The 18377-nt window shown below is 64.4% G+C and carries 18 protein-coding genes, 1 tRNA gene and 2 pseudogenes; 1 reads left to right on the forward strand and 20 read right to left on the reverse strand.

Going from position 1 to position 18377, the window contains the following annotated elements; all coding sequences use genetic code 11:
• Positions 1 to 185: 185 nt before the first annotated feature.
• Genes OMK73_RS26745 through OMK73_RS26755 form a run of 3 tightly spaced genes read right to left on the reverse strand, consistent with a single transcriptional unit; the run spans position 186 to position 3713 of the window.
• Entirely contained in the window at positions 186 to 1619 is a 1434-nt protein-coding gene (locus OMK73_RS26745) for an McrC family protein (protein ID WP_267604655.1), read from the reverse strand.
• 16 nt (positions 1620 to 1635) lie between these two features.
• Complete coding sequence (locus tag OMK73_RS26750) at positions 1636 to 2565, reverse strand: AAA family ATPase (RefSeq protein WP_267604656.1); 930 nt, start codon at positions 2563 to 2565, stop codon at positions 1636 to 1638.
• Positions 2547 to 3713 carry a hypothetical protein gene (locus OMK73_RS26755; protein ID WP_267604657.1) on the reverse strand — a complete coding sequence of 389 codons (1167 nt, stop codon included), beginning with the start codon at positions 3711 to 3713 and terminating at the stop codon, positions 2547 to 2549. Before OMK73_RS26755 ends, OMK73_RS26750 begins: the two co-directional genes overlap by 19 nt.
• A gap of 352 nt (positions 3714 to 4065) precedes the next feature.
• On the opposite strand from OMK73_RS26755, the gene OMK73_RS26760 reads away from it, so the two are divergent.
• A complete protein-coding gene (locus OMK73_RS26760) occupies positions 4066 to 4986 on the forward strand; it encodes a PIN domain-containing protein (protein ID WP_267604658.1) in 921 nt (306 codons plus the stop codon).
• 376 nt (positions 4987 to 5362) lie between these two features.
• On the opposite strand, the gene OMK73_RS26765 is transcribed toward OMK73_RS26760, so the two are convergent.
• The 17 genes and pseudogenes from OMK73_RS26765 to soxX form a co-directional block, all read right to left on the reverse strand.
• On the reverse strand, positions 5363 to 6655 hold the full coding sequence (locus OMK73_RS26765) for a hypothetical protein (protein ID WP_267604659.1): 1293 nt from the start codon (positions 6653 to 6655) through the stop codon (positions 5363 to 5365).
• A 262-nt stretch (positions 6656 to 6917) separates the two neighbouring features.
• On the reverse strand, positions 6918 to 7397 hold the full coding sequence (locus tag OMK73_RS26770; protein ID WP_267604661.1) for a hypothetical protein: 480 nt from the start codon (positions 7395 to 7397) through the stop codon (positions 6918 to 6920).
• A 47-nt stretch (positions 7398 to 7444) separates the two neighbouring features.
• Complete coding sequence (locus tag OMK73_RS26775) at positions 7445 to 7687, reverse strand: hypothetical protein (protein WP_267604662.1); 243 nt, start codon at positions 7685 to 7687, stop codon at positions 7445 to 7447.
• A 223-nt stretch (positions 7688 to 7910) separates the two neighbouring features.
• Positions 7911 to 8147 carry a helix-turn-helix transcriptional regulator gene (locus tag OMK73_RS39395; protein WP_420715579.1) on the reverse strand — a complete coding sequence of 79 codons (237 nt, stop codon included), beginning with the start codon at positions 8145 to 8147 and terminating at the stop codon, positions 7911 to 7913.
• The gene (locus OMK73_RS26780) at positions 8116 to 8379 is read right to left on the reverse strand and encodes a hypothetical protein (RefSeq protein WP_267604663.1); all 264 of its coding nucleotides are present in this window, start codon (positions 8377 to 8379) and stop codon (positions 8116 to 8118) included. The genes OMK73_RS39395 and OMK73_RS26780 overlap by 32 nt, the downstream gene beginning before the upstream one ends.
• 591 nt (positions 8380 to 8970) lie before the next feature.
• Positions 8971 to 9231 carry a type II toxin-antitoxin system RelB/DinJ family antitoxin gene (locus tag OMK73_RS26785; RefSeq protein ID WP_267604664.1) on the reverse strand — a complete coding sequence of 87 codons (261 nt, stop codon included), beginning with the start codon at positions 9229 to 9231 and terminating at the stop codon, positions 8971 to 8973.
• Between the two features lie 35 nt (positions 9232 to 9266).
• Positions 9267 to 9605 carry a hypothetical protein gene (locus tag OMK73_RS26790; RefSeq protein ID WP_267604665.1) on the reverse strand — a complete coding sequence of 113 codons (339 nt, stop codon included), beginning with the start codon at positions 9603 to 9605 and terminating at the stop codon, positions 9267 to 9269.
• 87 nt (positions 9606 to 9692) lie between these two features.
• Positions 9693 to 10886 carry a DUF1376 domain-containing protein gene (locus OMK73_RS26795; protein WP_267604666.1) on the reverse strand — a complete coding sequence of 398 codons (1194 nt, stop codon included), beginning with the start codon at positions 10884 to 10886 and terminating at the stop codon, positions 9693 to 9695.
• Complete coding sequence (locus OMK73_RS26800) at positions 10883 to 11263, reverse strand: hypothetical protein (protein ID WP_267604667.1); 381 nt, start codon at positions 11261 to 11263, stop codon at positions 10883 to 10885. Before OMK73_RS26800 ends, OMK73_RS26795 begins: the two co-directional genes overlap by 4 nt.
• Before the next feature lie 353 nt (positions 11264 to 11616).
• The gene (locus OMK73_RS26805) at positions 11617 to 12444 is read right to left on the reverse strand and encodes a phage antirepressor KilAC domain-containing protein (RefSeq protein WP_324291770.1); all 828 of its coding nucleotides are present in this window, start codon (positions 12442 to 12444) and stop codon (positions 11617 to 11619) included.
• Complete coding sequence (locus OMK73_RS26810; RefSeq protein WP_267604669.1) at positions 12365 to 12580, reverse strand: helix-turn-helix transcriptional regulator; 216 nt, start codon at positions 12578 to 12580, stop codon at positions 12365 to 12367. The genes OMK73_RS26805 and OMK73_RS26810 overlap by 80 nt, the downstream gene beginning before the upstream one ends.
• Before the next feature lie 318 nt (positions 12581 to 12898).
• Entirely contained in the window at positions 12899 to 13705 is an 807-nt protein-coding gene (locus OMK73_RS26815; RefSeq protein WP_267604670.1) for a hypothetical protein, read from the reverse strand.
• A 109-nt stretch (positions 13706 to 13814) separates the two neighbouring features.
• Positions 13815 to 15028 (reverse strand): annotated as a pseudogene (locus tag OMK73_RS26820) (tyrosine-type recombinase/integrase).
• Between the two features lie 164 nt (positions 15029 to 15192).
• Positions 15193 to 15268, reverse strand: a tRNA-Ala gene (locus tag OMK73_RS26825).
• A 40-nt stretch (positions 15269 to 15308) separates the two neighbouring features.
• Positions 15309 to 17030 (reverse strand): thiosulfohydrolase SoxB, encoded by a 1722-nt coding sequence (soxB, locus tag OMK73_RS26830; protein ID WP_267604671.1) that lies wholly within the window; start codon positions 17028 to 17030, stop codon positions 15309 to 15311.
• Positions 17031 to 17127: 97 nt separating this feature from the next.
• A pseudogene (locus OMK73_RS26835) lies at positions 17128 to 17656 on the reverse strand (TlpA family protein disulfide reductase).
• Between the two features lie 9 nt (positions 17657 to 17665).
• Positions 17666 to 18364 carry a sulfur oxidation c-type cytochrome SoxX gene (gene soxX / locus OMK73_RS26840; protein ID WP_420715581.1) on the reverse strand — a complete coding sequence of 233 codons (699 nt, stop codon included), beginning with the start codon at positions 18362 to 18364 and terminating at the stop codon, positions 17666 to 17668.
• Positions 18365 to 18377: the final 13 nt, after the last annotated feature.

The following is an 18377-nucleotide window of genomic DNA, read 5'->3' on the forward strand; positions in this document are numbered from 1 at the left end:
GAACAAAGTCGAGGATGGCGTCACGACAACCGACAACCCTTTTGAGATTGTCCCCCGCGGTCGATCGTGATCAGACATTCCCAGCACGAAACAAGGGGATAGACATGGAATTCACGGAAGTCAGTTACGACAAACTGCCGGGCTTTCCCGGCCCAGCAGGTGGGGCGCGCTCGTCGAGCTGGAGGTCAAGCGTCGATGGGCACCAGCTCCACGTCGATGGTAGCCACCACCCCGCCCGGGAGGTCAATCTCGAAGCTCGGCGGGCCCTGCGACGGCAACCCGGCGGCCGAGAGCGTGGGGTAGGCCAGCCGAGCGGCCAGGCAGCGATAGCGCGTGAGGTAAGCCACCAACTGGTGCGCGTCCTTCTCGTCGACGCCCCAGTCCTTCTTGGAGGGGTCCAAGCTCTTCCACTTTGCGTCGACGATGGCGGCGGGCGCCCCTTCCTCCCTGTCCACGCCGTCAGGCCATAGGAGTACGTCCGGCATGAGGCGGAAGGCGGTTTTCACGCGGCCGGCAGCGCGTTTCTGGGGCGCGCTCCCCGCGCCGCCTGCGCCGTCGCCACCGGCCGCCGCGGCGGGCCTGCGGTGGGCGACGGTGGAGAGGTAGCGCGGCGAGCCTTTGAGGCGGACCTCGATCCCCTCCGGCGCGCGCCGGCGCTCGTGGCGGGCGACCCAGCTCTCGAAGATGGGCTCCATGTTGAAGAGCAGCGCGGGCGCTTCGGAGGCACCGGCCGCAAGCGAGGGCGAGAGCAGGCCCAGGAGCAGCTCGGCCCAACGCAAGGCCTCCTCGTAGCGGGCCGTCTCGCGGCCGCGCTTGAGCCCCGCCACGCGCTTGGCATCCGTCCGGACCAAGGAGACGCCCCCGAAGAAGGCCCTCGCCTCCACCCAGAGCCGCTCGGTGGCGGCCTGGCGGACGTGGGGGCGGCAGCGCTCAATGGCGGCCAGCAGGGCCTGGTTGTAGGCGTTGTCGGGCGTGAGCTCGTCGTGCGAGCAGCGGACCAATCCCGGGCGGGTCGCCGCCAGGCGCTCGGATTCCACCAGGAGCATCCTGCCGCGCAGCACCGGCAGATCGTCCTCGGACTCGACGTAGCGGGTGAGCAGCCCGCCCTTCGCTACCTTGAGCGCCTCGCGCAGGTAGGAGCGGATGAAAAGGTCCAGCAGCGTTGCGCGGGCGGCCGCCTGTGGCGCCATGTCCAGCTCGGCGATGGAAAGTCCGCTGGCCAGGGCGAGCATTCGCAGCAGCGCACGTCTGGCCCTCCCCGCCCCCTCGGCTCGCTCGGCCGCGTCGGCCTCGGCGGCTCCGCCGTGGCCATCCCAGATCTTCGGTAGAACCTCCAGGACCACACCTCGGCCCGCCCCGCCGGCGCCGAGCCGGACTAGACCGCAATGCTTGGAAAGCGCGATCCCCTTGAGCGTCCGCGAGCAGAAGTCGGAGCGGGTGGCGTTGACGCGCTCGAGCACCTCGGCCTCGGCGTGCGTCAGGGCGAGGCGCCCCGCGTCGTCGCGGCCGTCGGCGGGGAGTCCATCGGCGCGCGCGCGCTGGCGCAGCGCCGCCACGTCGCCGTCGGGCGCCACCCGGATGGTTTCGCGCTCAAAGGCGAACAGGGCAAGGGTCGGCATGTGCGCGTCCCTGGGATCAGACGCCCGCGCCGGTGGCCGGCGCGGCCTCAGGGTCGTTGGCGGCGGGAGGCTCGGCTTGGGCGCCAACCAAGGGCTGGGTGGCAGGACCACCTTCGTCAGCCCCACCCTCGTCCGCGCCGGACGGCCCAGCGCCGGGCGCGGCTTCCTCTGCAAGTTCGTCGATGTCCTCGAACTCGGCTTCGACCCCCTCTTCGTCCGAGGGATTGATGGGAGCCAGTGCCGCGATGGCCGCCTCTGCGTCGTCATCACGCAGGTAGAGCCGGATGAAGTCGGCCGCGGTCCACGTGGCAAGGTCATCCGACGGCCGGATGGAGACCCGCGGATCGAGCCCGTCGAGATCCGCGGACTGGTCGAAGAGCTTGGAGGGCTCCAAGGGCCGCTCCTCGAAGAAGGCCGAGGGCTTCGAGGATCCCGTCAGCGCGAGCTTGGCCTTGCCCAGGTCCTCGAAGAAATACTCTTGGAGCAGCGGGATCACGCGGCGGGAGAAGGCCCGCCGCAGGTCCCAGAGGTTGCCCACGCCCATGAGCAGCGCGTGGCCCAGAGCGTGGTCGCCGTCGATGAGGAACTCGATGCGATCGTTGATGGCCGCCAGCAGCGCCCGCAAGTCGACGCCGCCCACCTTCGCGGCGGGCAGCAAGCGGGGATCGGCGGGAGTCTCGGTGAACTCGAAGCGCCGGCGCAGCGCACGGTCGATGGACTGTACCGAGCGGTCTGCCGTGTTCATGCTCGCGATGATGTCGAGGTTCGCCGGCACCGCCAGCTCGTCGCCACTGTATTGGAGGCGGACCGCCGTGCGTGCGCCGGAGAAGTCGAGCTTCGGGTTGGGCGCGCAGCGCTTGCTCGGCTCAAGGATGGTGATGAGCTCGCCGAAGACCTTGGCTACGTTGGCGCGGTTGATCTCGTCGATCAAGAGCGTGTGCCGCACCTCGGGATGCTCGTGTGCGGACTGGCAGATTCGTCGGAAAGGCCCGGGGACCGGCGTGTCGCCCAAGCGCCCGCCCTGCCCCTCGCCGGGCGATACCCCTCGACGAAGTCCTCGTAGGAATACGACGGGTGGAAGGAGACGAACTCGACCGTCTCGCCGGCCGCGTGGCGCTTCTTTCGGATCGTCTCGAGCGCGTGCGTCTTGCCCGATCCCGGCGGACCGAAGAATATACGGTTGCGCGGGTTCCAGACCCCGCCCGGCGCACCTGCGCCATCCTCGTCGTCGTCCTCATCGAGGCCCGCCACTACCGATTCGGCCGTAATGGCCGGCATCGAGATCTCCAGACCCTGGGCCTTCGCCTTCGGCGGCTTCTTGAGCAACGGAGGGTCGATGTAGTAGTCGATGTCGTGGCCAATCTCGCGCTCGATCATCTGGCGCGCGTCGAGCAGCGCAGCATCGCGGACGTGCCGCGGGGCGCGCTGCGAAGGGATGATGCCCAGGCGCTCGTGGCGAGCCAGCAAGGCCTTCCCCTGCTCGGCGAAGATGCGCTCGAAATAATCGGGGAAGAGAGCGTGCGAGAGGATATGGTAGAACTGTCGGCCCTTGGCTTCGCGTGCCATGTCGAGCCACTTGGCGAACGCCCAGGGTTGGAGGCTGCCGGCCTCGGCCGCGCCAGCGTGGTCGCTCGCGCCATCGGCTCCGGAGAGCGGCGGCGCGCTCAGCAGCTCCGTCCGCCTGGTCTCGGGCATTTCCGCAAGATCCTTGAAGACACGGATCGCGTATGCAAGCTCCATCCATAGCAGCAGACTGTAGGCGGCGCCGGTGTTGCCCACGCCTTCAAGGGCCGTCGGCTGCAGGTAAGGCGAATCGTCAGAGATGCTTGGCAGCGGCGAGTTGGCCATCCCCCAGATCTCCCGGATCCGCTTGAGCTTGGAGTCGACCTTTAGCTTGCTCGATGCGAGCGTTAGGATCCAGTAGATCTCCGCGCAGAGCGCGACGCTCTCGGCCGGGCACTTGGAGAGCTGCTTGCGGAGCTTGTCCCAGAAGTTCTTCTCGTCCTCCGCATCGTTCTCCGGGATCGGCGCCTCGACGTAGTGCCGGATCAGGGGCTCGAAGTTCTCGGGGACCCAAAGGGTCTTGCCGGGCATGAATAGGGAGCGCCCCCGATCAATGCCTCATTCTTGAACTGTTCAGCGATGCGGTAGGTCTCGGCGCTGTTCTGGTGCTTGGGGATGTGGCGGCTCATGCTGGGGTCGCGATGGTGGTTGCCAGGCCGCGCGCTGCCTCAGGCGCGGCGAAACTGCCATCTTAGCGCGCCCGGCGCGCCCCATGTGACCGTCACTTGTTCCTTTCCCCGCCCCTCCCCAGTGGCGAGGAAGGCCCTCCAGCCTTTAGACTCGGCCTTGGCCAAAGAGCCGTGGGGTGAGAAACAAGTTGCCCCCGCCCGCCTCCCGGATTTCCCGGTTCGCGCGGCGCGGGCTTTCGGATGGGGAGCATGGCATGGGCAGCGGCGTGGTGGTCCTGGTGGATTTCGAGAATGTGCAGGCGATCGACTTCGCCCGGCTCAGGCCGGCGGCGCGCTTGGCGGTCTTCGCCGGTGAAGGCCAGAGGAAGGTCCCCATCGAGGTCGCCATGGGCCTGCAGGCCATGGGCGAGCGCGCGCGCTGGGTGAAGGCGAGTGGCGCGGGGCCCAACGCCCTCGACTTCCACATAGCCTTCGAGCTTGGGCGCATGGTCCAGGCCGGCGAGCGCGGCCCCGTCGTCGTCCTATCTAAGGACAAGGGTTTCGACCCCCTCCTCGCCTGGCTCTCGGCCGAGACGGGAATTCGGGCGAGCCGCGCCTCCTCGATCGAGAACGCCTTCTGGGGCACCTCCCCTGCCGATGGGGCGCCGATCGCCATCGATCCCGGGACCGTCCAGGCAATCTGCGTGGCCGCAAGCGACGCGACGCGGGACGGGGATGAGGCCGGCGCGCCAGCGGCGCCCCCGCTTCCGGCCTTCCCGAGCGTCGCCGCCCTGGCCCCTGAAGCCCCTGCCGCTGCACCCGCGAGCCGGGCAGCCAGCGCGATAGTCGCAACGCAGGCCAATGGCGCTCCGCGCGAGCGGCTGGGGGCGGCCACCGCCGAGGCCGCACGCCCACACGCGCCCGCGCCCGTCGCGAGCCCCGCCGGGGCGCCCAAAGCCAGTGCGCCCGCAGGCGCGCGGGCTGCGCCGACAAAGCCCAAGCCCGCCGCCGAGGCGGCCTCTGGGGCCGAGTCGGATGCAGAGAAGGCGAAGGAGATCCTCGGGCGGTCGAGCAAGGTCGCCCGTCCTCGCCGGCGGACCACCCTGGCCACTCACATCAAGTCTATGCTTCGCCCGCGCGAGCTGCGCGACGCCGAGGTCGAGGCGATCATCGCCAGGCTAGTGTCCAAGCGGTGAATCGTCGACAGTAAGGGCGCGATCACATACAACTTTTGATCGCGCGCGCGGAAGCTCCAGGGAAGTGCCACCGTCATGCAGGCATGCAAGAAAACGGGACAAATTGGACCCGCCTGGCTCGCAGAATGCTCCAACCATCCCCGTGGACGGCGACCAACGAGCGAGAGGGCACCCGCAGCCGCACCCGCGGCCGCAGCCTTCATCATGCTCCTGTCATCGAAGCTCCGCTGCCCAGCAAGGGCTGGGCAGCGCATTCGAGCGGAAAGTGTCAACGGTTGACACTCACAGGAACTGAGCCCGCGACCGTCGACGCTTTTGGGTGGCGCTGGCCCCGTTCGCGACCACGTCATTGGTCACCGCAACCGGACTCCTGCGCTCATTGGGATTTCCTCACTATCTCAGCCCAATACGGCGAACTCATCTTCGCCGAGCGGGTGGTGCGATCGATGAATCCGGTACCACGCTCAAACGCCACCGTGGTGAAGTAGTTCCCGAACGGCGCGAAGTCGTGCGTCACCGACACGACATAGTAGAGGTGCCGCATATCGCCGCTGTTGAGCCGCACATAGGTGCCGGCCCTGATGGCTTCGTTGCCTTTCAGGTGCAGCGAACCTGTCTCGAAAACAACGTTGTCCCGGTTCTGAGCGATCAGTTGCTCGCGGCGTAACGTAATCCAATCCAGCTGCCCCAGCTTGCTCTGTTCAAGTGCCGAACCGTTCAAGCCGTTGCCGTTGTATTGCTCGTCCGGGCCGGCCATCTGTGTGGCCTCCTCCATCTTGCGTGTCCCATAGAGCGCCGGATTCACGTTGCCATAGTCATCCACGTAGACGGTTTTCGGACCGCCTTTGGCGCTCGATTGGAACGCTACGGCGAGCGCAACGGAGCCATGCACGATTGAGAACCGCGGCGAGCCAACCCAGTAATAATTCCCGACAGTCGCGTCCGAGCGCTCGCAGGTCATCGTGACGACGTCGGCACGCGTAACGTCGGTGATCGCCGGCGCGGCCGCGCCAGGCAGAATGAGGCTCGCTGTCGCCGCGTCCCTGAACGGGTTCGGACGATACACTGCATAGGGCGCATCTTCGCGGTCCTCGATAAAGAACTCATTCCACGGGCCGATATCGCAGAACTGAGTGATCAGGCCTTGCATCGTGCCATGGCTCCAGCCGCCGACTCCGAACGGCGACACCTGCTCGCCATTCGACTGGATATCGGTCTTGATCGGCAGCAGCGGCGCCGTGCTCGCGGTGGTGCCATCCGGGTTCTCACGCATCGTCGCGAGGTACGGATTCACCACCTTGTCGAATACGGTGCCGATAAACACCTCCGCCGTCATGGGCCGCGACTCGAAGCCAAATCGCGCGAAGAACGGAAAGCTGGTGACCGTACTAGCGACATCCTGACCAAACGGCATATTGAAGATTTGCAGGATCTGCATGATCTTGCCGTAGTCTTGACCGCTCACAACGATCATGCGCGACGGTTTGCCGTCGGCGCTCATGCCCTCCATGCGCTGCACACTCGATACAAAGCCACGCATCATGATCGGCGGCCCACTGGGTGCCTTCTTGTACGCCGAGCCGGCCATATAAATCTCGATCGCGTCCATCGGCTCAATCAGTGCGTAGAGCGTGTCCTGAATGTCGAGATCGATCTTGTCGGCGAGCACGACTGAGAACGAACCGGCTGGCCCGCGGACGGACTTTGTGACTCTCACTGAACCGCGTTCGCCAAGGTATGGCGTCAGGTCGATGTCGCGAGCGGTATTCGTATAGCGGGCCGACAGCGGCGCGCTGCCGGCAACTGTGGTGCGCCCGACGTTTTTTTCAGGGTCACCGTAATAGCCGGCTTCCGGATATCGATTTTCATGTTTCTCAGTCCGTTTGTGTAGATATCGGCAGAGCCATCGCTCGCCGCCTGCGACGGAGCGCTCAGGCCGACGGCGGCAGCATGTCGATCACCGCGCGCCGCAGCGCCTCGGTCGGCTGCCAGACCCGGAACAGAGAGCCGCCGCGGGAGCCACTCATCTCGATGAAGACCTGATAGCGCGCGGCGAGCGCCTCACACAGCTTCCCCTCGATGTGCTTAACCTGGTCATCGAGAACGACGGCAGTCAGCCGCAGCTCCTCGAGCGCCACCGCGCGCTCCGCTGCCTGGACATCCTGCGCGGCCTTTTGCTGGGCGCGCTCGGCGATTTCGAGCGACGGCCGCACCTCGGTGATCATCGACTCAAGGTCCGCGGCGTCGGCCGTTGCAGCAGCCATCCGCGCGGCGGCAAGGGTCTCGTCCAGCTTGCCAGCTCGCATAGCGGCAAGGGAATCGGTGTAGCGTGCTCGCGCGCCATACAGGCGCTGCTGCAGGGCATCGATATTCGCTTGAACGCCAACTGCAGCTTCCGATGCCGAGGCCAACGTGAGGCGCGCAACGGCCAGCGCGTGTGCTTGGTATTCCATGTGTGTTAGCCCTCCAGGTTATATCTTTCAACGGTTTTCGCTACCCGTTCGCGTACCGCCATGGCGATGCCGGCGGCGTCCTCGCAAATAGCAGCATCACGTGCGGCTGCGGCCTCTTGATCGCCATGATCGACTGGCAGATCAGCGTGCAGGCGACGCAATTGTTCGCGCAGCTTGGTCGTATCAAGTCCAGACGCCAGCGCGTCGCGCAGACGTTGCTCGACGGCTTCGATCTTTTCGGTTTTCATTGGACTATCCATCCTTTCAGGGTCCTGACCAGGCGCTCAAACGCGCCTTCATACGAGCGTCGCGGGGCACCGAAGTCCAGCTCCCCTTGTCCAACATCGGGGCATCCGAAGCTCCTACAACGCGCCGGCTCGCCTGGCTATCCGCCTTCGTGAGTGGTGCCAGTGTCTCTGCCGGCATCGACTTCGGGAGTTCCCCGGGCGCTTTGCAAGGAACAGGATTGGCCTATTTTTCAACGGGAACCTCCACAGTCAATTTGGGGCGCGAATCGATCCAATGATTGACGTCCGTTTCTCGCCAACCGAGCAAGGAATCGGTCAATCGATATGGCGCCGGGAATTCGTTCGCTTTCACAAGTCGGAATAGCGTCCTTCTCGACAGGCCTGTCCGGGTGGACACTTCTGCCGAGCGGACGATCCGCTCCTGGGATTCATGAGACACGTTGTCGCTCCTTGGCGCCACCTGGCGCCGTTTGGCACAGGTCTATCGTGTCGTCACGACTATGTTCCGTACCGTGCGGTCGTGACCAGACCATGGTCGGATGGAAATCCGATATCACGAATCCGAGTCTTTTCAGGGCGTTTGGCTGTTTCGGTGCGAGCGGCTGCACGCCGATCTGACGCCGGCTGCCTGCGCTAAAAATCACACCTTCGCGAGCTCCATTCAGTGCTCGAAATGCGAGGTCGGCGAACATCACTCAGAAGGCGCGGAGACAGGACGGCCACCGGCTTATGCTGACGGTCGAACGGCCGCAGGGTGGCGACCGGCCCTCGATTGCGTTAGATGTGGCCGGCGCGGGATGCGCCTCGTGCGCGCCCGCACGATCTGCGTGTCCTGCTACAACCGCGAGCGCGAGGTGCTGCACGGCGCGAACGCGAAGGGCGCGCCACCAAAGAAGTGGTGCATATTGCGCGACACGCTGGTTCGGATCAAACGGGAGGGGAAGACGCGACTCGTTGAACTGGGCTTGTGTTCCGGCCGAGCAGAGGCCGAGCGAGTCGTCCAGCGCCGGTGGCCAGACGCACTCTTGGCGGACTACGAAACCCAGCCACCCGAGGCCAGAGCCATCATGCAGATAGCGGGAAATGCTTGCAGACTAGGCGAGTCCGGCCGATGCGTCCCGTTGGGGACGGAATGGAGAAACGCCAAGTAAGCGCTTCGCAGGTAGGCATTTGCTGATGGCGGTCGCCCAGCGCCACCCTAAGTGGGGAAAAAGTGCAGGAGGCCGGCGAGCTGACGCGCGATGCGCCGCTTGGCGGCCAGCCGTGCTACTGATCAGGTTTGCTCAACCTTCTGCATCGATCTCCGCCTGCAACTGGTCGAGCGTCACGGGCTCCAGCTTGCCGGCACGAGCTTCCAGCATAGCGGCAACAGTCGCGGGGTTGGGGGTGAGTAGCTCGACAGGCAGCGCCCTCTCCCGCGCCACGCGGGTCAGCAGCATACGCAGCGCATCGGACACGGACAGGCCCATGGCGGCCAGCACGGCGGCGGCTTCGACCTTGATATCGTGGTCGACCCGGGCGCGGACAACATCAGACTTGGACATGACGAGCTCCTTCGGTGTACTGGGCACATCGTAAATCATGTCAGAAGACCCTCAACGAAAACCCGAGCCGCCTGTGCCGCGCGCAAGCACGCCGCAGTTTCCCTGAAAAAGCTCAAGTTCTCCGCGATGGCGTGAAGCGGCTCGTGGACCGCGTGATCCAGGACGGCGGCCGGACACCCCTCGCCCAGGAGCGCCGCAACCTCCCCGATCAGCGCCACCAGCTCTGCGCGGAGCTGTCGCTCGGTCTCCCAACCAATCGCAACGCCGCTGAGCGGAACCAAGCCGATAGAAAAGGCCTTGTCCGCGACCCGCAGCGCGGCCGCGATTTCTGGCTCGTAGCCGGCACCCGCGGACAGGAAGTTCGCGCACGGCATCAATCGGCGCGGAGACGCTCATCTGATCGCCGTCAAGCCAAAGGTTCGCGCCGGCTTCTCGTGCCCGGCAAAGCACTGCCGCTGCGCTCATGCTGCCGCCTGTCCCGGCAACACGCCGTAGAGGTATCGATGCACCAGCTCGTACTCGTTCAGGTTCATACGCTCGGCCTCGCTGACCGCGCGCTCGATCAGGCGCTGGTCCCCCGAAGCCTTGATGACCCGCCGGCGGAACCAGATCCAGTCCTCGCTGCCCTGCCGTGGTGGGATTCCGAGCTCCTCAGCCTTGGCGAGCACGCCCTCGGTCGTCTCGTCCCAGCTTTTGCCCGAGGGCCTTCCTGCGCCGCGATGCTCGGCCAGTGCCTCATCGACGAAGGCAGCCAAGAAGCCTGGGTTGACCGGCGAGTCATCGCCTTGCTGCGCCCTTCGCGCGCACGCGAGGCCGTGAGCATGGAGTAACACGGGCAGGGTGATGCCGCGCTTGGCAATCTTGAGCAGATCTTCGCTCACGCGCGCAGGCAGCCGCAAGGCCTTGTCCCGCTCGGCTTCCAGCTGCACTAGGTGTTTTCCGATTTCATCGGCAGAAAGCAGCGGCGGCGCTTCCGAGTTATCCACAGGGCCCACCACGTTCAAACTACCGACGCCGCCGCTATAGCTTTTGTTTTTAATTTCTCTCTTTCTCTCTCCCTCTCTCTTGCGATCGCCTGAGGAATCAGGGCCCGAATCGGGGGGCGATGTTTTATCTTGTCGGATGGGAATACGATTACCATCGGGGAGCGATCCCGATACGATCGATACAACCTGCTTCTTTTTGAGTGACTTTGATTGGGGGGCGATCGAGCGCAGGAGCGCTGCGGCCTCAACAACGCGCCTCGAAATAGCATTGATGTCGACCTCAATGCCCCAGCGCTTGGCATTACCAGTCGATCCGGAAAGCCTATTCAGCAGCTTCTCGATCCAGGCCTCGAGCGATTTCTCCGCGACAACCGGGTGATATAGACGCCCGTCCGAGCATTTCACCCAGCCGCGCAATGCGTGCTCTTTCACACGCTTCCAAGCCTTCGACTGCGAGAGGTGAACGAGCATTCGGTCATTGTCCGGCAGGCTTGCCGCGGGCACTTGGTGCCAGCTCTCAAGCCACAGCGCGATTGCGGCCGCTCGCTCGTCGCCTGTGCCAAGGATCCACGTCTCGGACCCGAGCAGCCGCTTTATCTCAAGCTGCATGAACGGGAAATCCCGTAGGTCGCAGTCGGGCGGTGTGAGTGGTGGGCGTTCGGAATTCATGCCGCCCCCGCAATCGCCCGAAGCGGACGATCTGCCGCAGCAAGTACTTCGACACCAGCTTGCTGCCAGGTTTCGGCGTCGGCTTCCGACAAGTCGCCAGCCTCGGACGCGCAGCGCGTCGCGGCCAGGATGCGATGGAGCCCACGAGCATCGATCTCATCCGCACGGGCAAGCGTCTCGGCCAAGGTCAGACTCACGACGCGGCCGATCTGGTCTACGAAATTGATCCTGGCTGCCTGACTGGCATCAAGACCGATGCCGTCACCGATCCAACGGAGTTGTGCATGGTCTGCGCGTTTTGCAGAAAAGCGGGCGCCCTTGAGGCTGAAAAGGAAAGGGGATTGCGTTTGCTCAGAGTGAGCGAGGGCTTTAGGCATTGCGGCCTCCGTGTGTGTGGTGGAGGCCCGCCGACCGGTTCCAATCGGTGGTGGCGGGCCAGACGGCGAGGTTGGAACTACCGGCACACACGGCAACCGGCCAGCCTTGCGGCTGCCTCACCCGGCCCGCCATAGAAAAAGGCGCGCGCAAGCGCAGACGAACAGAAAAAAGCCGCTTCGGGCGGCTGTTCGCCGTGTGTTGTTCGGGGTTCCAATCCCGGCCCATGCTGTTTCATGGACCGCCTGAGTATAGCTCGGAGCCGGGGGATTGCAAGTGCGTTCCAGGTGGCTTGCGACGAGTACAGGGCCAACTTCGATCGAAGGGGGCTGCAAGTGCGCCGGGCAAAGGGGGATCATGCGGTCCCTCCGTTCGTCTGGCCCAGGCCCATGACGTGCCGCTGAATGTAGGTCAGCCCCTTCCCTGTGACTAAGGTGCGGCAGTAGACGCACGTTTCGCCGTGCCGGTTGTTGAATTTCCGCTCGACCACCCGGAAGCGCCCAGCATCGAGGTGCTCCTGATATGGCACATTGTTCCGCATCAACAGCCCGCGGTCGCGCAGGATCGTGAACAGCCGGTTCGGGCCGGTGCCCAATATCTTTGCGACCTCCTGAACGGTTTGGCAGTTGACGGCCTCGGTCACAGAGTCGTGAAACTCCACTTTCGGAGCCTGCTCGGCCACCTTGGCTGTGAGCTGGCTATTCTGTTCCGCCAGATCGGCGGCCAGGCGCAGCGCTTCCGGCAGAGATTGAGGGACAGCAAAGGCAGGGGCGCTCCGGTCCGACGCCATCGCGTCATAGGCGCGGATAACCTTCAGGTGGAAGGAGGCACTGATCCACATGGCGTAGGCGTAAACAAGCTCCTTACAGACGTAAGTGCCGCCGCCGTTACCGCGCTTGGCCTCGAGTGGGGTAATACGGGAATTTCCCGTATTTGAAATTTCGGAGATCAGCTCGCACGTTTCGGGGCGGCGCATGAACTCGTGTACCTCGACGGTGCGGCTGTTCATGCCGGCGGTGGCGGCGCGCTGCAGGTCGTTGAGGCAGTAGCGGCCGGCGGCATCCATACGAATGTCAACGCCCTGAATTGCTAACCCCCGGCGCTCATGCTGCCACCTCGGCGCGGTAGCCGGCAGGGTTCGCCAGGAACGCGTCGATCTGGCCACGGCGCCACCCGACAGCACGCGGCCCGAGTTGGACGGCAGCGGGGAACGTCTTATCTTTGATGCGCTGGTAGATGGTGGAGCGCGAGAGCCCAGTTTCGGACTCGACTTGCCGTCGGCGCAGGATCGTCTGCGCGGACTGTGTATGTTCGGCCATTTTTAACCCTTTGAGGATTGCCTCGGAACAATTCCGTAGCAGTGGCCGAATTGAATATGTAATGTGGATGCACGTTTGCCAGCTGGCAAACGTTGTTGCCACGTGGAAATTGTCAGGCTTTCAGGTAGGTAAGGCCTGCGCGGATGCTTTCCCCAATACTGGCTCTGCTCAGCCCGCTCCCCTCCGCCATCGGAAGGGCGTCGACAAGGCCCGCAACAGCGCTGGCGATCTGGGAGGCATTAGGTTTTTCACCGCGCCGGTAGAGACTCGACTTCTCTGAGAGCAATAGGGCCAAAGCGGCAATCTGTTTTTGCAGAGTTACGCGCTCGCCCTCGCCGAGCGGCGGGGGGCGTCTGAGCTCTCCATCTGGTCGTTCTCGCTCACCAGTCGCTCAAAATCTCGGATCGCATCGCTTCGTACCACTAACACGCTATCTTCCGGCAAGCCCGCAGCTGGATAGTAGTCAGCCTCACGGTCGTCTTGGCGACGCTCAAGGTACTGTTTTCGCTTTTCCGTATGCTGTTTCAACAACTCCTCTGCGGCTTCGCCATCGATATCCTTGCTTGCGATATCCCGCAGCATCTCTTCCAGTAGAGCCGTCGAACCATCTATGTCTGGGTTGCTATCAAAACTCTCCTGAAGCTGGCAAACGGTGCCGTCACTCCTTTCGAGAAACGCACCGCTTAAACACTGCAAGCTCACTGCAGGCCCATCGGTCATCTGTTGATAAGCGTGTTCAACGTCCAACCGCTCACCGCCGAACATGGGTAGATCCCACAGCCCCTCAATAGTTGACACCGTCGTGTCCAAATTGAGGTATCGAGTTTCGTCAATAACGAGGCTCTTCATTGCTCGTATCGGCTTCCCTTTGGCTTCTTCTGGGAGGCCGGGAATTAGCTTACTCATGGCTGGAGGATATGTCCGCCATTCAGTGTCTTCGTAGCCGACTACTTTGCCAAGTCGCGCCTGAGCATGATTGACGAGATGCACAGAGAGTTTTAGATGCCCCTCCAGAGCGAACTGCAGGACATCGGCTGTCCCAACCTCTTCACCAAAAGCAATGGAGAGATGGCGGGCGGTATCTGCTATGGAAAGCCACTTTTTCAAACGATACAGCTTGCTCATTGCACACTTGGAGTCCCCATTGATAGGAAGCTGCGCCAACCGGATGGGATACCGGTTCTCGGTGATCGGCCTAGGCGCGGCTTAAGTGATTATCGTTGACGTGTCGCGGTCAGGCGGCAGGACCGGAGAACGCCAATACCTTGGCTCCCAGCTTCAACTCGTCTAGGTAGTCTGCCCAGCGCTGCATCATCTCGCGCCGCTCCCTCATGAATTTCGTTCGGTTATACGCCGTGCCCAACGCATCCGGCACTTTGTGGGCGAGCTGGTGCTCAATTACCTCGGGCTTGATATGCAATTCCTCATGCAAGATCGTCCGTGCCATCGCCCGAAACCCGTGGCCGGTGATCTCGGTTTTCGTGTCGTACCCCATGCGCCGAAGGGCGGCGTTTACCGCGGCTTCGCTCATGGCCTTCTGTGGGTCACGCCCCGGAAAGACGTAGCGCCCGTGGCCCGTTAGTGCGGCCAGCTCGCGGAGGATGACGACCGCCTGCGTGGCCAGCGGTACCGTGTGTTCTGTTTTGGTCTTCGTCACGAAGTAGCGCCACTCCGCCTTATCCAGATCGAACCCGTCCCACTCAGCCTTGCGCAGCTCACCAGGCCGGACGAACAGCAGCGGAGACAGCAGCAGCGCGCACCGGACGACGAACGTGCCCTTGAACGCGTCGATGGCCCGCAACAGCGCGCCCACCTTCACCGGGTCGGTGATGGAAGCAAAATTCTCGTGTCGGGCCGGCTGTAGTGCGCCGCGCAGATCGCCGGACGGGTCACGTTCCGCTCGGCCCGTGGCGACGGCATACCTGAATACCTGCCCGCAGTTCTGATGCGCTCGGTGGGCGGTATCAAGCGCCCCCGCGCCTCTATACGGCGTAACACCGCCAGCAGCTCCGCCGCGCTTATCTCTGCGACGGGCCGTCCGCCCAGCCAGGGGAAGACGTTCTTCTCAAGGCGCTGAATCACCTTGTCCGCATGACTGTCGGCCCAGCCTGGGGACTGCTTGGCAAACCATTCGCGGGCGATGATCTCGAAGCTGTTGGTCGCTCGCTCGAACCTCGCGGCCTTCTGTGCCTTACGATTCTCGCCGGGATCCACGTCATTCGCCAAGAGCTTCCGGGCGGCCTCCCGGCGCTCCCTCGCCTCCTTCAGCCCCACATCCGGGTAGACGCCAAAGCTCAGCCGCTTCTCTTTGCCCGCAAAGCGATACTTCATCCGCCACCACTTGCCCCCGCTGGGAGCGACTTCCAGGTAGAGGCCGCCGCCGTCGAATAATTTCTGGGTCTTGTCGGTCGGCTTGGCGGTGCGGATCGCGGTATCTGTCAGCGGCATTTGGGGGCATCTCCTATGTGGGCCCGGTGAGTTGCCCCCAATGTTGCCCCCAGATGCCCCCGGATTTCAATAGATCACGCAGGAATATCTAGGACGAAAAAAGGCCGGAAGCCCTGAATCTATTTGGCTTACCGGCCTTTCCCGGACTACTTTGGAGCTTATCTTGGTGGACCGAAGGAGGATCGAACTCCCGACCTCTGCATTGCGAACGCAGCGCTCTCCCAGCTGAGCTATCGGCCCGTGACGAATGATTGTAGCTCAGTTTTTCGCGGTTGTTCAATCACGTTGCCATGCCTGCGTTGCCGGCCATGCCGCGCACCGTCGGCAGGTTCAGCGGGCGGGCGGTGACCTCGCCGGAGGCGCGCAGCCATTGGGCCATCAGGTCCCAGATCGGGGGGCTGCCATTCTGGCGGGCTTCTTCCGAGACGGGCGCCCAGCCGGCCACCTTGTAGGTCTTGGCGGCGTCGATGGGCTGGCCCTTGAGGCGCATCTCGGTGATGCGTTTTCCCATCGCCGCGGTGGGGTCGATGGTGTATCGCAGGCCGCCCACGCGCACCATGTCGCCGCCCTGCTGGTAGTAGGGATCCGGGTTGAACAAGTTGTCGGCCACGTCTTCGAGTATGGTCTTGATGGTCTCGCCGCTCATCGCGGTAACTGTGGTGTGGGGATACGTGATGGCGGTCTGGTCCATCAGGTGTTCCATGGTGATGGCCTGCCCGGGCAGCAACGTGGTGCCCCAGCGGAAGCCCGGCGAGAAGGCGATCTCGGCGCCCTGCACATCCATCAGGCCATCCAGGATCAGCTGGTCGAACGTGCCGTTGAAATTGCCGCGGCGGTACAGCAGGCCGCTGTTGCGCGCGAGCACCTCGCCGAGTTGCTTCTCATACGGCGCGCGCACCTTGGCGATGAGCGCGTCCATGACGGGATCGGCAGCCAGGTAGTTGGCGAAGACCGGCAGCAGGCGGTAGCGGAAATCGCTGACCTTGCCGCCCTTGACGTCGAAGTCGAGCACGCCGAGGAACTTGCCGTTGGAGCCGGCGTTGGTGACCAGCGTGGTGCCGCCGGCGTTCTTGACCGGCACCGGCGCAGGCATGCCGTCGTGCGTGTGGCCGCCGAGGATGGCGTCGAGGCCGCGCACGCGCGAGGCGAGCTTGAGGTCCACGTCCATGCCGTTGTGCGACAGCAGCACAACCACCTGCGCTCCCTTGCCGCGGGCCTGGTCGATGACCTGCTGCAGGTTTTCTTCCTGGATGCCGAAGGTCCAGTCGGGCGTGAAGTAGCGCGGGTTGGCGATCGGCGTGTAGGGAAAGGCCTGGCCGATGATGGCCACCGGCACGCCGTTCATTTCGCGGACGACGTAGGGATCGAAGACGGGATCGCCGAAGTCGTTGGTCTTGATGTTCTGCGCGAGGAAGGCGACCTTGCCCTTGAAGTCGCGCTCGACGATCTCGGTGACGCGTTCGGCGCCGAGCGTCATTTCCCAGTGCGGGGTCATCACGTCCACGCCCAGCGCCAGCGCGGCGTCGACCATGTCCTGCCCGCGCGTCCAAAGCGCGGTGGCCGAACCCTGCCAGGTATCGCCGCCGTCGAGCAGCAGCGCGCCGGGCCGGCCGGCCTTGAGCTGCTTGATCAGCGTGGCGAGATGGGCAAAGCCGCCAACCTTGCCATAGCGGCGGGCCGCTTCGGTGAATTCAAGATAGGTGAACGCATGCGCCTGCGCGCTGCCGGGGGCGATGCCGTAGTGGCGCAGGAAGGCCTGCCCGACGAGGTGCGGCGGCTTGCCCGCGTAGTCGCCCACGCCGAGGTTGACGTTGGGCTCGCGAAAATGCAGCGGGCGCAGCTGCGCGTGGCAATCGGTGAAATGCAGCAGGTGCACGTTGCCGAAGCGCGGCACGTCGTAGAGCTTGCCGGCGGCCTGCGCGGCTTGTGCGTCGGTGGCGGGAAAGGTCATGCCGCCGGCGCCGGCGATAGCCAGCACCTGCAGGAACTCGCGTCGGTTCATTGTCTCGTCCTGTGCATGTCATGTGCCGGTGTCAGGCTCTTGCGACCCGGCATCTTGTGGCTGAGGCGGCCGGTGTGGCCCAGGTGGCCGCAGGCGGCTACTTCTGCGTTGGCGTGGCGTACCTGGCCAGCGCCGCGACTTCTTCTTCCAGCATCTCGCCGACTTCCTTCTGCACGACCTTGCCGTGGCCGTCGATCACATACAGCTCGGGCAACCCCTTGCGCTTGCCGAGCGCGGCGCGCAGCGCGGGCGTGTCCATCGCGGCCGGGAAGGTGTAGCCGTGTTTCGCCATGTAGGCGGTGGCGTCCTTGGGATCCTTGTCGATGCTGAGCGCCAGCACCTGCAGCCCGCCACGCGCGCCACCGGTACTGTCGTAGAGCGTTTGCAGGCGCGGGTTCTGCAGCGCGCAGAAGGGGCACCACGATGCCCAGACTTCCACCACCAGCGGCCTGCCGGCCAGGTCGGCGGGTGTCACGACGCTGCCGTCGAGCAAGCTTCACCGGCGGCAGGCGCACTGTGTCGCCTACCTCCAGCGCGGCGGCCGCGCCGCTTCCGGCCAGCGCGGCGAGCAGCAGCGCGCATGGGAGTGCGCGCCGGAGGGTGCCGGCCATGCGCCTGGGTGTCATCGCGGTGCCTTACTGGTTGACCGGCGAGGCCGGGTCCAGCAGCAGCGCCATCACGTCGCGGATCTGCTGCTCGGTGAGGATGCCCTTGTGCCCGAAGCGCGGCATGTTGGAGCAGGCTGCGAACGCGCTGGAATCCCAGATCTTGCCCCAGGTGTACTTGAGCACGGCTTCCGAATCGCCGCGCAGCTTGCCGTACTGGTACAGCGACGGGCCGATATTGCCGAACGAGATCTCGGCCTTGGTCATCTGGTGGCAGGCGTAGCAGTTGGCGCCGTTGGTGCCGCCGACCGCGTCGGAGAACTGCATGCCGCGGCCGTTCTGGGCGGTCTTCTCGCCCTCCTTCCAGTCGCCCAGCCATTGCTTGTCGGATGGGTACTTGATCTGCTTGAATTCGGCGGCCTCGATCTTCTTGGCCACCGCGGCCGGCACCTTGGAGCGGTCCGGGTAGTCGCTGCAGGCCTTCTGCATGGCGTCGCGATCGAGCACGCCTTCGACCGTGGCGGGGCCCTTGGAGGTGAAGGAGCTTTCGATCAGCTTCTTCATGTCGGCGTCGCCTACAGCGGCGACCTTGGCGGCGACGTTGGCAGGTTTTGCGGCCTTGGCCGGCTTGGCGCTGTCCTGTGCGTTCGCCATGCCGCCCATGCAGGCCAGCATGGCGAACGTGGCCGCGGCCAGCGTGCCTTGTGCGTAGTTATGCGCTTGCTTCATCTCTGCTCTCCCT

This window comes from Cupriavidus sp. D39, from assembly GCF_026627925.1.
GTDB classification, from domain to species: Bacteria; Pseudomonadota; Gammaproteobacteria; order Burkholderiales; family Burkholderiaceae; genus Cupriavidus; species Cupriavidus ulmosensis.

Excerpts from the sequence above, each read along its gene's own strand:
- OMK73_RS26745 (WP_267604655.1), bottom strand. The coding sequence starts at position 1,619 with ATGCCGACCCTTGCCCTGTTCGCCTTTGAGCGCGAAACCATCCGGGTG.
- OMK73_RS26790 (WP_267604665.1), bottom strand. The coding sequence starts at position 9,605 with ATGCCGTGCGCGAACTTCCTGTCCGCGGGTGCCGGCTACGAGCCAGAA.
- OMK73_RS26795 (WP_267604666.1), bottom strand. The coding sequence starts at position 10,886 with ATGAATTCCGAACGCCCACCACTCACACCGCCCGACTGCGACCTACGG.
- OMK73_RS26800 (WP_267604667.1), bottom strand. The coding sequence starts at position 11,263 with ATGCCTAAAGCCCTCGCTCACTCTGAGCAAACGCAATCCCCTTTCCTT.
- OMK73_RS26780 (WP_267604663.1), bottom strand. The coding sequence starts at position 8,379 with ATGTTCGCCGACCTCGCATTTCGAGCACTGAATGGAGCTCGCGAAGGT.
- OMK73_RS26760 (WP_267604658.1), top strand. The coding sequence starts at position 4,066 with ATGGGCAGCGGCGTGGTGGTCCTGGTGGATTTCGAGAATGTGCAGGCG.
- OMK73_RS26785 (WP_267604664.1), bottom strand. The coding sequence starts at position 9,231 with ATGTCCAAGTCTGATGTTGTCCGCGCCCGGGTCGACCACGATATCAAG.
- OMK73_RS26755 (WP_267604657.1), bottom strand. The coding sequence starts at position 3,713 with ATGCCCGGCAAGACCCTTTGGGTCCCCGAGAACTTCGAGCCCCTGATC.
- OMK73_RS26810 (WP_267604669.1), bottom strand. The coding sequence starts at position 12,580 with ATGGCCGAACATACACAGTCCGCGCAGACGATCCTGCGCCGACGGCAA.
- OMK73_RS26815 (WP_267604670.1), bottom strand. The coding sequence starts at position 13,705 with ATGAGCAAGCTGTATCGTTTGAAAAAGTGGCTTTCCATAGCAGATACC.
- OMK73_RS26775 (WP_267604662.1), bottom strand. The coding sequence starts at position 7,687 with ATGAAAACCGAAAAGATCGAAGCCGTCGAGCAACGTCTGCGCGACGCG.
- soxB (WP_267604671.1), bottom strand. The coding sequence starts at position 17,030 with ATGAACCGACGCGAGTTCCTGCAGGTGCTGGCTATCGCCGGCGCCGGC.
- soxX (WP_420715581.1), bottom strand. The coding sequence starts at position 18,364 with ATGAAGCAAGCGCATAACTACGCACAAGGCACGCTGGCCGCGGCCACG.